12 protein-coding genes are annotated in these 14,795 nt (G+C 62.7%); 5 read left to right on the plus strand and 7 right to left on the minus strand.

Annotated elements, in window-relative coordinates:
- Positions 1 to 750, plus strand: a complete 750-nt coding sequence (locus tag PLD_RS04445) for an SDR family NAD(P)-dependent oxidoreductase (protein WP_159890208.1) — start codon at positions 1 to 3, stop codon at positions 748 to 750.
- Here the strand turns inward: PLD_RS04445 and PLD_RS04450 are convergent.
- Positions 747 to 1,664, minus strand: a complete 918-nt coding sequence (locus PLD_RS04450) for an AraC family transcriptional regulator (protein WP_159890210.1) — start codon at positions 1,662 to 1,664, stop codon at positions 747 to 749. The two genes, PLD_RS04445 and PLD_RS04450, sit on opposite strands and share 4 nt — an antisense overlap.
- Before the next feature lie 133 nt (positions 1,665 to 1,797).
- On the opposite strand from PLD_RS04450, the gene PLD_RS04455 reads away from it, so the two are divergent.
- Together PLD_RS04455 and PLD_RS04460 are read left to right on the plus strand one after the other, a co-directional pair.
- Complete coding sequence (locus PLD_RS04455) at positions 1,798 to 3,270, plus strand: aldehyde dehydrogenase (protein ID WP_159890212.1); 1,473 nt, start codon at positions 1,798 to 1,800, stop codon at positions 3,268 to 3,270.
- 365 nt (positions 3,271 to 3,635) lie between these two features.
- A complete protein-coding gene (locus tag PLD_RS04460; protein WP_159890214.1) occupies positions 3,636 to 4,733 on the plus strand; it encodes a P1 family peptidase in 1,098 nt (365 codons plus the stop codon).
- Positions 4,734 to 4,839: 106 nt separating this feature from the next.
- On the opposite strand, the gene PLD_RS04465 is transcribed toward PLD_RS04460, so the two are convergent.
- Positions 4,840 to 5,649 (minus strand): helix-turn-helix transcriptional regulator, encoded by an 810-nt coding sequence (locus tag PLD_RS04465; protein ID WP_159890216.1) that lies wholly within the window; start codon positions 5,647 to 5,649, stop codon positions 4,840 to 4,842.
- Between the two features lie 115 nt (positions 5,650 to 5,764).
- Between PLD_RS04465 and PLD_RS04470 the strand changes: the two genes are divergently transcribed.
- The gene (locus tag PLD_RS04470; protein WP_159890218.1) at positions 5,765 to 6,580 is read left to right on the plus strand and encodes a carbon-nitrogen hydrolase family protein; all 816 of its coding nucleotides are present in this window, start codon (positions 5,765 to 5,767) and stop codon (positions 6,578 to 6,580) included.
- A gap of 99 nt (positions 6,581 to 6,679) precedes the next feature.
- Entirely contained in the window at positions 6,680 to 7,780 is a 1,101-nt protein-coding gene (locus PLD_RS04475; RefSeq protein WP_159890220.1) for a polyamine ABC transporter substrate-binding protein, read from the plus strand.
- 30 nt (positions 7,781 to 7,810) lie between these two features.
- Here PLD_RS04475 and PLD_RS04480 read toward each other — a convergent pair whose 3' ends face one another.
- The 5 genes from PLD_RS04480 to PLD_RS04500 all read right to left on the minus strand — a co-directional run bounded on the left by PLD_RS04480 (position 7,811) and on the right by PLD_RS04500 (position 14,678).
- Entirely contained in the window at positions 7,811 to 9,037 is a 1,227-nt protein-coding gene (locus tag PLD_RS04480) for an MFS transporter (protein WP_159890222.1), read from the minus strand.
- A gap of 304 nt (positions 9,038 to 9,341) precedes the next feature.
- A complete protein-coding gene (locus PLD_RS04485) occupies positions 9,342 to 10,040 on the minus strand; it encodes a peptidoglycan DD-metalloendopeptidase family protein (protein WP_178116121.1) in 699 nt (232 codons plus the stop codon).
- Positions 10,041 to 10,222: 182 nt separating this feature from the next.
- Complete coding sequence (locus PLD_RS04490; protein ID WP_159890224.1) at positions 10,223 to 11,992, minus strand: sensor domain-containing phosphodiesterase; 1,770 nt, start codon at positions 11,990 to 11,992, stop codon at positions 10,223 to 10,225.
- A gap of 178 nt (positions 11,993 to 12,170) precedes the next feature.
- A complete protein-coding gene (locus PLD_RS04495) occupies positions 12,171 to 14,174 on the minus strand; it encodes a U32 family peptidase (protein WP_159890226.1) in 2,004 nt (667 codons plus the stop codon).
- A gap of 123 nt (positions 14,175 to 14,297) precedes the next feature.
- Positions 14,298 to 14,678: a RidA family protein gene (locus tag PLD_RS04500; RefSeq protein ID WP_159890228.1), complete on the minus strand. Its 381-nt coding sequence runs from the start codon at positions 14,676 to 14,678 to the stop codon at positions 14,298 to 14,300.
- Positions 14,679 to 14,795: the final 117 nt, after the last annotated feature.

Raw genomic sequence — 14,795 nt, forward strand, 5'->3', positions numbered from 1 at the left:
ATGAAAAGACTGGAAAAGAAAATCGCCCTGGTCACCGGCTCCTCCAAGGGCATCGGCGCCGAAATTGCACGGCAACTGGCCGCAGAGGGAGCTACGGTCATCGTCAACTACACCCGTAGCCAGGCCGACGCCGACCGGCTGGTGACGCAGATTGTCGAGCAGGGCGGCAGGGCTTTTGCGGTCCAGGCCGATGTGTCCAATGGCCTTGAGGTCAAGACGCTGTTCAAGACCATCGGCCATCAGTACGGACACCTCGATATCCTGGTGAACAATGCCGGGGTCTATTCCACCGGGGCCCTGGCCGAGGTCACCGAAGAAGCGTTTCACCGGCACTTCGACTTGAACGTGCTGGGCCTGATTCTCTGTTCCCAGGCCGCCCTTGAATACTTCAACCCGGCCGGGGGCAGCATCGTCAACATCAGCTCTAGCGTCACTTCGTTTACCCCGGCCAACTCCACGGTCTACACCGCGTCCAAAGGGGCGGTGGATGCCATTACCCGCACCCTGGCCAATGAACTGGGGGCGAGGAAGATCCGGGTCAACTCGGTGAACCCGGGGCTGGTTGAAACCGAGGGTGTGCATGCCAGTGGTTTCTTCGCCGATGAGTTCCGCAGCCAGATCGAGTCCATCACCCCACTGGGGCGGATTGGTGCACCTCGGGACATCGCGCCGGCGGTGGCCTTCCTGGCCTCGGACGATGCCGGCTGGATCACCGGTGAGACCCTGATTATCGGCGGCGGTTTGCGCTAGAGGGTTTGCTGGGCGCGCTGATAGTGCCTCGGCGCTTCACTCATGACCCGCTTGAACGCGGTACTGAAAGCGCTTTCCGACTCGTAGCCCAGGGAGAAGGCGATGCTGGAGATACTGTCCTCGCTATTGCGCAAGCGGTCGCTGGCCAACAGCATCCGCCAGCGCGTCAGGTACTCCATGGGGGCGACCCCGACAATGGTTTTGAAGCGCTGGGCGAAGGCCGAGCGCGACATGTTGGCCAGCCGCGCCAGCTCTTCCACGCTCCAGCGCCGTGCCGGCTCGCCATGCAGGGCGCTGATCGCGGCGCTCAGATGACGGTCGGCAAGGCCGGCAAACCAGCCGGTGCCTTCGCTGTCGAGGGTGTCCAAGTGCGCCCGCAGCACTTCCACGAGCATGATGTGGGCCAGGTGTTCCGTCATTAATGAGCGCCCCGGCTTGTGCTGGTGCAGCTCCGAGGTAAAGCGCTCCAGGGCCCAGCGCAGGATCGACGCCTGGGCTGAAATGCCGGTCAGGTGGACCAGGGACGGCAAGGTACTGAGCAGAACCTGCGCCGGAACCCCGGTGAACTCGAAGCGGCCGCCCACCAGCTGGGTCTCCTGGCCACCGTAGTCGAGGGTGATCTCATCCTCGGCGATGCGCCGGAAGTACTGCTCGGAATCGAGCGGAACCTGGTTCAGGTCACTGTAGAGGGCAAAGGGCGCGCCCCGGGTCATCAGGAAACAATCGCCTTGTTGCAAGCGTTGTGGCTGTTGTTCGCCCTCAACCCATAACCAGCCGCCGCCCTGAACCACGGTGGTGAACTTGATCCCGGCATTCTCGGGAAAGCTGAACGCCCAATCGCCCGCCAACTTCAAAGTTGCAGAGTGATAGTTGCGAACTCGCAATAAGGAAAGAACACCCGAAAGTGGGTCCATGGATAAGCCTTTTTTAAATATTGAGAAGCAGGAGGGGACTCTAACATCGAGATTGTTGTGCTGGATATATGAAACTTATCTCGAAGGGCATCGGCAATATGGCCTTCAATCTTTAACTTGTAGAGGCATTGATATGACTATCTTGTTTGACCCTGTTTACGGTCCGTTGATTAACGGCGCATTTGAAAACAACGACAATGCTCCCGTTCCCGCCCTCGATCCGGCCACGGGCCAATGCCTGGCACACATCCATTACTGCAACGCGGCCGATGTAGAACGTGCGGTTGACGCCGCCCAGGCGGCCTTTGCCGGCTGGAAGGCACTGGGGCAGCAGGAGCGGGGCCGGTTGATCAATGCCCTGGCCGACGCGGTGGAGGCCGACAGTGAGCGTCTGGCGCGGATCGATGCCCACGATGTCGGGCGTTGCATCAGTGAAGTGCGCAAGGACTATCAAACTGCTGTGCGTCACTACCGCTACTTTGCGGCGGTGATCATGGCCCACGAAGATCAGGGCCGGGAAATCGCCGGCGGGTACGCCTTGGGCAAGCGGGAACCCTTGGGTGTGTGCGGACAGATCATTCCCTGGAATGCGCCGGCCATCATGGCCTCGTTCAAGCTGGCACCGGCCCTGGCGGCAGGCAACACCGTGGTCCTGAAACCCGATGAAAATGCTTCGCTGTCAACCCTGGAGCTGGGCAAGCATATCGCGCGGATCTTCCCCGCCGGGGTGGTCAATATCGTGACCGGTCTGGGGGACGTGGTGGGTGCGGCCCTGAGTCATCACCCCAAGGTGCGCAAGCTGTCTTTCACCGGCAGCACTGAAGTCGGCCGGATCGTCGCCGGGGTCGCAGCCCAGCGGCTGGTGCCGGTCACACTGGAGCTGGGGGGCAAGAGTGCCAATATCGTCTTCCCGGATATCCAGGACCTGGATGCCGTGGTGGACAATGCCACCTTTGCCGCCATCCACAACAATGGCCAGTCGTGCCTGGCCGGCACGCGGTTGTTTGTCCATCGGGACATCTTCGAAGCCTTCAAGCAGAAGCTGATCGAATCCTTTCAGCGGGTCAGGGTCGGCTCGCCCCAGGACGAAAGATCGCGAGTCAGTTGCCTGGTGTCCGCCAGTCAGGGCGAAAAGGTCCTGGGGTACATCGCCGCCGGTATCGAGGAAGGGGCCGAACTGCTGGTGGGAGGCGCACGGGTCGAAGTAGCGGGTTGCGAGGCCGGCTATTTCATCCAGCCCACGGTGCTGGTGGCCCGCAACGCGATGCGCATCTGCCAGCAAGAGATCTTCGGCCCGGTGCTGTCGTTGATCCAGTGGAGCGACTACGAGGAAATGATTGCCCAGGCCAACGACACTGAGTACGGCCTGGCTGCCGGGATCTACACCAGCAACCTGAAGCACGCCATGAGCACCGCCAATCGCCTGGAAGCCGGCTCGGTCTGGATCAACCGCTACTCCAATATCAGTGACGGCACGGCCTTTGGCGGCTACAAGAACAGCGGTATCGGTCGTGAATTCTGTCGTGAAACCCTGAATGCCTACACCCAGATCAAGACGATTACGGTGCAGGCTGAAGTGCCGGCACCCTGGTTTGCTCCCTGCTAATTCCAAGCTGTTTTCGGAACGCCTGAAGATGATCTTTTTAGGGCTGATTTTGTTCGATTGAATGTCATCTCTAATACGTAAAGAGGCTGTTCGTGATGATTGAATGGTTTGTTCGAGTTGAGCGGTCTGGCTCTTTCTAAGATCAGGTCAGGCACACCAACTTGTGCTGTTCAAGGATATTGCCGGGTCTGTTTTCATGAGCTTTGTTTCGGAGGTGGTATCAACTTATTCGGCGAGGGCAGCTCGCTTTAGTTGCCCTCGTCAGGCATTACCCTGCTGGGGGTAACAAATGAGGGTTATCGTCAATGGCGTTGCAGGTTTCTACACTTCGAGCCCTTAATCGATCGAATGTGGAGAGTGCAGCAATGCGTTTACGCGACCTTGGCATCACCTTGGGTTCGGGTACCCCAGGCGTCTACAACGCTATTACCGATGTGCCCGGCGTGCGTGTCGGCCATCACACCCTCAGCCTGGAAACTGCCGGGGCTTCCATTCATACCGGGGTGACGGTGATCGAGCCTCGGGCCGGATCGGCGCACCTGGAACCCTGCTTTGCCGGGGTTCATGTGCTCAATGGCAACGGTGATGCCACGGGCCTTGAGTGGATTCGCGAAGCGGGCTTGCTGGCCTCGCCGATCGCCTACACCAACACCCACAGTGTCGGCGTGGTGCGCGATGCGCTGGTGGCGGCCGAGCGGGAGATGGCCAAGCAACACACCTACTGGTGCATGCCGGTGGTGCTGGAAACCTACGACGGCGTGCTGAGCGATATCTGGGGGCAGCATGTCACGGCCGAGCATGTAACGGCGGCCTTGAGCGAAGCCTGTTCCGGGCCTGTGGCCGAGGGCAATGTCGGTGGCGGTACCGGGATGATCTGTCACGAATTCAAGGGTGGCATCGGCACGTCATCGCGGGTCTTGAGCCAGGAGCAGGGCGGCTGGACCGTCGGCGCGCTGGTTCAGGCCAACTATGGCGTGCGCGAGGAGCTGCGCGTGGCAGGTTACCCGGTGGGTCGGGTGCTGGCTGACGTGGCCTCGCCGTTCAAGGGCGCGAGCAATGTCGGCGCGCCAGGCATGGGCTCGATCGTCATCACTATTGCCACCGATGCCCCCTTGTTGCCGCACCAGTGCACCCGGCTGGCGCAGCGGGCCAGTGTCGGCCTGGCGCGGGTCGGTGGCGGTACTGAAGATTCCAGTGGCGATATCTTCCTGGCGTTCTCGGTGGGCAACCGCAATCTGCCTGTGGCCAATCACGGGCATCCGGGGGCGCCGACCACCGCCTTGCAGATGGTCAACAACGACTACATCTCGGCGTTGTTCCTGGCGGCTGCGGACGCGGTGGAGGAGCCGATTCTCAATGCGATGCTGGCCGCCGATGACCTGAGCGGCTGTGGCAGCCAGGTCCTGGCCTTGAAGCCCGCACGCCTGCTGGCCGCCTTGGAGCAAGTGGGCTGGCGGCCCTGAAACCGATGGGACGGCAGCCGGCGGCGGGTTGATCCGCTGCGCGCCTGCTCCGTGATTTGACCTGGCGAGCGTACCTAGAGTGGTGCGCTCGTTTTTTTTGCCCCTTCTAGGGTTGCTCGCCACCTTCCTGAGCCTGCAGGAACAGGGCAAACAGCTCGGACTGGGACTTGATCCCCAGCTTGCTGTACAGGTGCTTGCGATGGACCTTCACGGTCTCGGCGGAAATCGCCAGCTTGCGAGCGATCTCCTTGTTCGAACAGCCGCTGAGCAGCAGCTGGACCACATCCATCTCCCGTGCCGAAAGTGCCGTACCCGATTGCAAGGTGGCCTGTTCCAGGCGGCTCTGCCAGCTGGGCGCGGTTTGTGGCGCATCTGCCGACTCACGCTCGAACACCAGCCGCTGGCGCATCAGCGCCGCGACCCAGGGTTGGACCAGGCCCAGCAGGGCGGTCTGCTCGGGGCTGAAGCGGCACTGGCAACCCAGGGACAGGCTGAGGGTGCGCGCGCCATCGAGCTGGACGTTGATGTGCACCTCGTCGGCCACCACGTTCAGGCGGAAATAGCGCTGGTAGTAATCGGTCTGTTCAAAGCATTCCGGCGCCACGTCCTCCAGGCGAAACAGGCCGCTGCGGGGCGTTTCCCGATTGTGGATATAGAAGGGGTCCAGCAGGTAGAGGCCCTTGATGTAGTCCTGGAACAGCGCGTCCGGCTCTCCGTCCGCCGCCGGGGACTCGGCCAGTACCTGGGGCCGGCCGGGGCTGAAGACCAGCACCACCCAATTGTCCACGGGCACATAGTGCTGCAACAGGCGCACCAGTGCGCTCCAGAAATGGTCCCGGTCCAGGGTGTCGATCAAGCGGCCTACGGCATCGTGCCAGGCCACGTCCTGCAAGGTCAGGTGTGTTTCGCTACCCATAGCGGGGTACCCCATCGAAGTGATTCTTCACCGCTGTGCGGCGCTCCATACTCTGCGGGTCCCCGGCGCCTGTAGCGGCCATCGGCGACGCATCCAACGTGTGCAAGGATCAGAGATGAAGATTGAACTGGTGCAACTGGCTGGCCGTGACGGCGACAGCGTTTATAACCTGGGGCGGGTGCTCGAAGCCATTACAACCTGCGCCGAGGACACCGATCTGCTGGTGTTTCCCGAGACGTGCCTGACCGGGTTCATCGGCGCGGAACAATTGCCCCTCTGCGCCGAACCCCTCGAAGGGCCGAGCGTGCAAGCGGTGCTGCAAGTGGTGCGCCAGCGTAATGTCGCGGCGGTCATCGGCCTGGCGGAAAGCGCTGAAGGCCACTACTACAACACGTCGTTGCTGGTGACCCCCGAAGGCATCGCGCTGCAGTACCGCAAGACCCATCTGTGGCCCTCGGAGCGGGGGGATTTTTGCCCCGGCGACCGTTACGCCACGGTGCTCTGGAAAGGCCTGCGGGTCGGCATCCTGATCTGCTACGACATCGAATTGCCGGAAAGTGCCCGGGCCCTGGCAGAACTGGGGGCCGAGCTGATCATCGTCACCAACGGCAACATGGACCCCTATGGTCCGGTGCATCGCACCGCGATCATGGCCCGAGCCCAGGAAAACCAGCTGTTCGCCGTCATGGTCAATCGGGTCGGCGAGGGCGATGACGGGCTGGTGTTCGCCGGCGGCAGCGCCGCCATCGACCCCTTTGGGCAGGTGCTGTTCGAGGCCGGGCGCGACGAATGCCGGCAACGGGTCAGTCTCGATCCGCAGCAGCTCCAGGCCGCCCGCCGCGACTACCACTACCTCAGCGACCGCCGCTTGCTGTTGCACGGCGAACGGGTCGACCACCCGGACGGTCGACGTGAACTGTTGATTCCCTGACCTGCCTTCACCGCTCTGATTCCTGCCACAACAATCCCAATATCAGCAGGCGCGGTGCCGGTCCCCAAGGGCCGGGTACTGGCGCTGTGGAGTATCCCGATGAAAACCATCCACCCCCTCCGATGGGCCCTGGCTTGTGTGTTCAGCTTCAGCCTGGCCTGTGCCGCCAATGCCGAGCCCCAGGTGCACATCTACAACTGGTACGACTTCATCGCTCCGGACACCGCCAAGGACTTCCAGGCGCAAACCTCGATCGCTGTGACCTACGACGTGTTCGATAACAGTGATGTCATGCAGAGCAAGCTCATGGCCGGGCGCAGCGGCTACGACGTGGTGGTCGCCACCGGCGACCTGCTGCCGAACCTGATCAAGGCCGGGGTGCTCAAGGAACTGGATCGCAGCCAGTTGCCCAACGGGTCCCACCTGGACCCGCAGATCCTGGCCAAGGTCCAGGGCAACGATCCGGGCAATCGCTACGCCGTGCCCTACCTGTGGGGCACCACCGGCATCGGCTATGACGCCGACAAGGTCAAGACCATCCTCGGGGCCGATGCGCCGGTGGACTCCTGGGACCTGATCTTCAAGGAAGACAACCTGGCCAAGCTCAGCCAGTGCGGCGTGGCCATGCTCGATGCCCCCGGCGAGGTCATTCCCATCGCCTTGCACTACCTGGGCTTGCCCTACAACAGCCAGAACCCCGAGGACTATCGCAAGGCCGAGGCCCTGTTGCTGAAATTGCGCCCCCATGTGCGCTACTTCGATTCCTCGAAGTTCATCACTGACCTGGCCAATGGCAACATCTGCGTGGTGCTGGGCTGGGCCGGCGGCGTGCTGGACGCCAGGACTGCCTCGCAAGCCGCCGGCAATGGCCGCCATATCGAATACCGCATCCCTCGGGAAGGCGCACCGATCTGGGTGGAAAGCCTGGTGCTGCTCAACGATGCGCCCAATCCGCAACAGGGGCTGCAGTTCATCGACTACATGCTGCGCCCGCCAGTGATCGCCCAGACCACCAACTACCTGAAGTACCCCAATGGCAACCTGGCCGCGAAGGCGCTGATCGACCAGAAGATTCGCGACAACCCCAGCGTCTACCCCAGCCAGTCGGTACTCGACACCCTGTTCCCGCTGGAGCCGCTGCCGTTGAAACTGGAGCGGGTCCGCACCCGGGCCTGGAGCAAGGTCAAGAGCGGCAGCTAGCGCCGAGAGGGTCTGCCCCCAGCGTTGGCACTAAGGCCGCGCCGGGGCAAGGCGGACCTTGTACGCCATCAGCCACAGCGCGCTGCCGACCATGAGAAACAGCATGAGCGCACTGTGGACGGCCTGGGCCATGCCTGATGCATCCAGCACAAACCCGAGGGGAATCGGCACGGCGTTGAACACGTAGATCGTCATGTAGAAGTAGGCGATGAGCTTGCCGTGTCCAGGGCCCGCGGCCAGTTGGTTGATCAGCCGGGCACTGCCGACAAAGATCGCGCCGTAGGCATAGCCGCCGACGATCAGAGCCAGCACTGCCAGGAGCAAAGAGCCTTGGTAGAAGGTCATCAGCAACATGACGAAGGCGAGGTTCTGGCACAGCAGGCCACTCAGCAGGGCGCGCCGGGCCGAGAGGCGCTGGCAGAACAGCTGGCTGGCCCCGGCGATCAGCAGATAGGCCGATAGGCCGTAGCCGAATGCTCCGTGATCATGCAACCCCAATAACTGCTCCGCAGCGCCGGGACCGATCACGAACACACAGGCGGCAAACGACCAGCTGAAAAACACCGCCCAGGCGCACAGGTGATAGGGCACGCCAATGCCTTTCAGGCTCTGGAGCAGGCCCGGCGCCTTGATCGGCGGCGTGTTGGCAACGGCCGTCGGGACGGTCGGCGATGACGGCCAGCATCCCAGCACCCCCAGGATGGCCACCAGGCCCAGGAACATGATCAGCCAGAACGGCAGCGCCCTGGGATAGACGTCCAGTTGCAAGGCGGCACCGCTGAGCAGCGGCCCCAAGGCCAGCCCCACGACCATCGCCAGGGTGGCCAGCAGCGCCGCGAGCTTGCCGTTGTCGGCTGGACCGAAGCGCACCAGCGCCATGTTGATGCCGGCGGTCATCGCCCCGGAACCTACACCAGCGATCAGGCGCCCCGTACCCAATTGCCATAAGGAACTGCCCTGGGAAAAAAGCCAGGCGCCAAGCACCACAAGGGCGGCGGAGGGCACCAAGAGTCTGCGCAGATCCTGCAGGCGCCCTGCGAACCCGGCCAGGGTCAGCAGCGACAGCAGGACGCCCGCGCCGTAGACGCCGAAGATCAATGTCAGCTCCACGGAACTCAACTGCAGCTGTTGTTTATAGAGGGGGTACAGCGGCGTCGGCACGCTGCTGTTCATCAAGGACACCATCAGTGACAGCGTCAGAAAGAGTAGAAAGACCGGCGATGGCGCTTTATTGCAGGCGTGCGGATTCGTGGACATGACTTATCCAGGCCAATGGCTGTATGTGCATGGCTGTAAAGGAGGTGGACGAAGCGAAGAGACGAATGGCGGGCAGGTTATCGGATGATCGACAACCGAGGTGCTTTGCCGGACAACTCTCGGGGCAGGGAAAGAGAGTGGCGTAGAGGTAAAAAAGCGCCTCTCAAACCCTGATGCAAATGATAGCGCCCGGCCCGGCCACCACCATGCTTGAAACCCCTGAGTTCATTTTCCTGCGTCCAGGGCGGCGAAGCAGTGCGGGCAAGCAGGCGGCTCAAGCGTCATCTCCGGCGAGCGCCTCGACTCAACCCGGCGGCAGCAACCGCAACGGGTCCACTGGTACGCCATTGGCGCGGATCTCGAAATACAACTGGGCACGGTCGGTGTCCTGGGCCCCGGCTTCGGCAATCTTCTGACCCTTGATCACCATCTGGCCTTCCTTGACCACCAAGCGGCTGTTGTAGGCGTAGGTGCTGGTGTAGGAGGGGCCGTGCTGGAGGATCATCAGATTGCCGTAGCCGCGCATGTAGCCGGCGAATGCCACTTTGCCGCCCAGGGTGGCATGGATCGGCTGACCCTGGGTGGTGGCGATGCGAATGCCCTGGTTGAGTTTACCGGTGGGCGAGAAACGCCCGATCAGCACTCCGCGCAGTGGCCAGCTCCAGCCTTTCAGGGTGACCTTGGGCATGGGCGGCGCGGTTGTGCGGTTGCGGCTTGAGGCACGGGTTTTGCGGCTGGCGACCCGGGTCGCCTTGCCCGAGCCGTTGAAGCGCAGGACCTGGCCCACTTCCAGGGCATAGGGCGCGCGAAGGCGGTTGACCCGAGCCAGCTCCTTCCAGTTCCAACCCTTGCTTCGGGCAATCGAGTACAAGGTGTCGCCACGCTTGACCCGATATTCACCGCGCACGACCTTGTTGGCCGAGGCGCCGTTGGGGCCCGTGGAGTGGGAGCTGCAGCCCGAGAGGCTCAGCAGCAGCGCGATGAATATGAGTCTGACGAACACACGACATCCATTAGAATCTGATACCGCCAGGCAATCCGCGCGTTTCGCGGGCGTGGCGCTGAGTAGCCTTTGATACGTCAGGCGAGCCGGCAACTATACCGGTTTGCCGCTCATGAGGCGCGCAGTAGACCGCTTGGCCAGCGGTTAAATTCAATCCGCCCAGGCAAAAAATCCACGCTCGCCTAGCCTGCCGGCCGGCTGTCGAGCCAAGCGGGCAGAGCACTGGCGAGCATGGGCCTGGCGAACAGATAGCCTTGTACCTCGGTGCATCCCCATTGTTGGATCAGGGCCAGCGTCGTTTGACTTTCAATGCCTTCTGCAACCACCCGATACCCCAGGCGCTGAGCCAATTCGATCAGCGTCTTGACCAGGCGCTGATCTTTAGCGTCGGTCGCCAGCTTTTTCATCAGCGACTGGTCGAGCTTGACGGTGGTCACCGGCAGTTGACTGAAGTAGCTCCAGTTGCTGTAGCCCGTGCCGAAGTCGTCAATCGCTACCTCCATCCCCGCGTCTCGCACACGCTGCAGTTGCTGCTGCACTTGCGGCGGGTTTTCCATCAACACGCTTTCGGTGAATTCAATTTCCAGGTGCTCGGGGGGAATCTGCTGCAACCGAGCCGATTTGAGCAACTGGTCGACAAATCCCGGGTCTTCCAGGTCGTTGACCGTCACGTTCATGGAAATTCGCAGGTTGATTCCCACTTCGCGCCAGGCCACGGATTGGCGGATGATCGCATCCAGCACCCACAGGCTGAGCGGGCGCATGAGGGCGGTTTTTTCCACCAGAGGAATGAATTCCGCGGGCGATATCGGGCCCAGCAGCGGATGATCCCAGCGCAGCAGTGCCTCGACCGACTGGCAGGTTCCTGTCAGCAGGTGCACTTGGGGCTGGAACATCAGATACAGTTGGTCGCTTGTCCGGACCGCCTCCGACAGCGAACTGAGGAGCGTGAAGGCTCGCCGCTGCGCAGCGTCGAACTTGGGCTCGTAGCGGGCCCAACCGACATTGCGGTCGCGGGCATCATCCGCGGCACTGACCGCCAGGCGCAGCCAATCCTGATCGCCTTGAGCAGAATCGATGGGCAAGACCCCTAAGCCGACTTGCATCTGCACGGGAATGCCCTGGCACTCCACGGGCAACTTGAAGTCTTCGAGGATGTGCCTGCACAGTGCTTCGGTGGGCGCATCGTCAGGCACGATGAAGCCGAAGCGCGTGGGGCTGACCTTATACAGCACGCAGCCGGCAGGCAGCAGCGCCTGCAGCCGGGACTTGATCGCCAGGATCAGCTCCTGGGAGAAGCTGTAACCCAGCGCCTTGACCACATCGTTGAGGAACTTTGGCGAAAGCATGTCCACGACAAACAGCTGTGAACCCAGGTGGTTGATCTGCGAGTGGCGCACGTCCTCTTCAAGGCGCAAGCGATTGAACAGCCCCGTTGGCTGATCGACGAAGCTTCTGGAGCGCAGCCCCAGAATCCGTTGCATCACCAATTCAGCGAAGTGCTTGAGTATCGACCTGTCCCGCGCGCTCATCGGCGCCCGGGGTTGGCCATCGATGATGCACAGGCTGCCCAGCGCCAAGCCGTCATCGGTCAGCAGCGGCGCCCCGGCGTAGTAACGGATATAAGGCGGCCCGGTCACCAGCGGATTGTCCTTGAAGCGCTCATCTTGCGTCGCGTCGAGGATCTCCATCGGTTCGTTGGCCAATATGGCGTAGCCGCAGAACGACAGCTCGCGAGGCGTTTGCGTGGCATCCATGCCGACCCTTGCCCGGAACCATTGCCGATGCTGGTCAACGATCGAGATCAGCGAAATGGGGGCGTCATAGTACAGGGCTGTCATCGCAACGACGCGCTCAAACACCTCATCAACGTTGCTTTCAACCACGCACAGTTCGGACAAGCGCTGAAGACGCTGTAATTCGTTGACCGGGTGAGGTGCGCCTCTTTCCATGACAGCCTCCAGCAGCGAGAAATAGACGTGGGGGACTCTAGCAGACAGGCAGGTTGAGCCTCCTTGATCAGGGCATGGTCGTCGTCAATGGATTATTGGCCGCTGGACGCTGTGCCATGGAAGGCGCGGTGGGCCAGGCAACGCGGCGCGGCCCCGGAAGGCCGCGCCAGCGCATCACTCAGTGCGGAGCGCGGGGAATGGTCTTGAGCAGGTCTTCGGGGCTGATGTGGCCGACGACGGCTTCGGCGGCGGCGCTGCCCGGCAGCGGCAGGTCGAGAATGTGGCCCTTGATCTTGCCCACCACGTGCATCTCGCAGGGCTTGCAATCGAACTTCAGGGTCAGCACTTCGTCACCGTGCACCAGTTGCATCGGCGCCACCTTGGTGCGCACGCCGGTTACGCCCTTGGCCTGCTTGGGGCACAGGTTGAAGGAAAAGCGCAGGCAGTGCTTGGTGATCATCACCGGCACGTCGCCGTGCTCTTCGTGGGCCTCGAACGCAGCATCGATCAGTTGCACGCCGTGGCGGTGGTAGAAGTCCCGGGCCTTCTGGTTGTAGACGTTGGCCAAAAACGACAGGTGCGACTCCGGGTACACCGGCGGCGGGTTGCTTTCGGCCTTGCGCGCGCCTCGCGGATGGGCGGCGATGCGCGCGGCGTCCAGGGCTTCGATGACTTCCCGGCGCAGGGCCTTGAGCTGGGAATTGGGGATGAAGTACGCCTGGGGCGCATCCAGCTTGATGTCCGTGGCGTGGTAGAGGGTGGTGCCCAGTTGTCCCAGCAGGTCCTGCAACTGCCCCAGGGCCTGCTCCGGCTTGTTGGCCACGCCGAACGGGCCGTCCAGGGCGATGCTGGCGCTGATGCCTTCTTCGCTGGTGGCGGTCAGTTGCAGGCGTTCTTCCCGCAGGGTGGCCAGCCACGACAGGCCGATGCGCCGCTCGGCGGAGGTACGGGTCAGGGCCTGTTGCCAGTTGTGGTCGAGGTTGCGGCTCAGCGGATGGTTGGGCCGCAGGCGCTGCAGGGCTTCGGGCATTTCGTTGGGCTCGACCCGGTAGCGGTAGCGCTTCTGGCCGTCTTCTTCGAACTCGCCGCGGGCTTCGGCGATGTTGGCGCGAAAACCCACCACTTCGCGCTTGACCAGTAGGTTGAGGCCGTCACCATTGGACAGCGGCTCGAAGGTCACCACTTGCAGGTCGCGCTTGCCGACTTTTTCCACGCTGCCCACCGGCAGGCCGGTGAAGGTCGGCGAGTCGAAGGCGCCGATGTCGATCTTGCGCTCGCTGACGAAGTAGTCGGTGCTGCCACGGTGGAAGGTCTTGTCCGGATCGGGGACGAAGAAGTGCGCGGTGCGGCCGCTGGAGGCGCGGGCCAGGTCCGGGCGGTCTTCGAGGACGTCGTCCAGGCGCTGGCGGTAGTAGGCCGTGATGTTCTTCACATAGGCCATGTCCTTGTAGCGCCCCTCGATCTTGAACGAGCGTACGCCGGCTTCCACCAGGGCGCGGATGTTGGCGCTCTGGTTGTTGTCCTTCATCGATAGCAGGTGCTTCTCGTAGGCGATCACGCCGCCGTGCTCGTCCTTGAGGGTGTAGGGCAGGCGGCAGGCCTGGGAACAGTCGCCGCGGTTGGCGCTGCGCCCGGTCTGGGCGTGGGAGATGTTGCACTGTCCGGAAAACGCCACGCACAAGGCGCCGTGAATGAAGAACTCGATGGCCGCGTCGGTTTCGGCGGCGATGGCGCTGATTTCCTTGAGGTTCAGTTCACGGGCCAGCACCAGCTGGGAGAAACCGGCCTGGTCGAGGAACCTGGCCCGCTCCAGGGTGCGGATATCGGTCTGGGTGCTGGCATGCAGCTCGATGGGCGGAATATCCAGCTCCATCACCCCCAGGTCCTGGACGATCAGCGCATCGACACCCGCGTCGTACAACTGGTGGATCAGTTGGCGCGCCGGTTCCAGTTCGTTGTCGTGGAGGATGGTGTTGAGGGTGGTGAACACCCGGGCGTGATAGCGACGGGCGAACTCCACCAACTGGGCGATCTCGCCCACCTCGTTGCTGGCGTTGTGACGGGCGCCGAAGCTCGGGCCACCGATGTACACCGCGTCGGCGCCGTGCAGGATGGCTTCGCGGGCAATGGCCACGTCGCGGGCAGGGCTGAGCAGTTCCAGGTGATGTTTGGGCAAGGACATGTTTTTTTAGTCAGGCTTATCAGGGTCAAGGCGCGCATTGTAGCGGCGAAACGCGTGCCCGGCACCCGTGTCCTGTCAGGTGGCGGCCACGCGGAGTGCGGGCCGCCGGATAGGGCGAGTGACTCAGGCTTTGGCGGCCATCGCGGTGACTTCCACGCGCATGCCTTCCACCGCCAGAGCGGCCACGCCAATGGCGGCGCGCACCGGCCAGGGCTTGGCGAAGAAACGCTGATAGACCTGGTTGAACGCGGCGCGATCGGCCATGTCGGTGAGGTAGATGGTCAGGTGCATGACCCGATCCATGGAACTGCCGGCCCGTTCCAGGGCGACTTTCAGCGCCTGCAGGGTGCATTCGCTCTGCAGGGTGATGTCCCCCAGTTCCAGGCTGCCGTCGGCACGGGTCGGGATCTGGGTCGAGACCAGGATGCCGTTGAACGCGGCGACGTCGGAGGAAATGGAGTCGGCGTCCGGATCGGGGGTGAAGATGAGGTCTGGCTGGGTCATGGGGAACTCTGGTGTCCAAGGGTTCAGAAAACCATGGAGTATAGGGGCGGCCCTCCGCCCTTGTCAGCGCCGCTGCGTGGCTTGCGGGAACGGCGGCGCTGAAGGCCGTGCGCTGGA

Source organism: Pseudomonas sp. LD120 (assembly GCF_009861525.1).
GTDB lineage: Bacteria > Pseudomonadota > Gammaproteobacteria > Pseudomonadales > Pseudomonadaceae > Aquipseudomonas.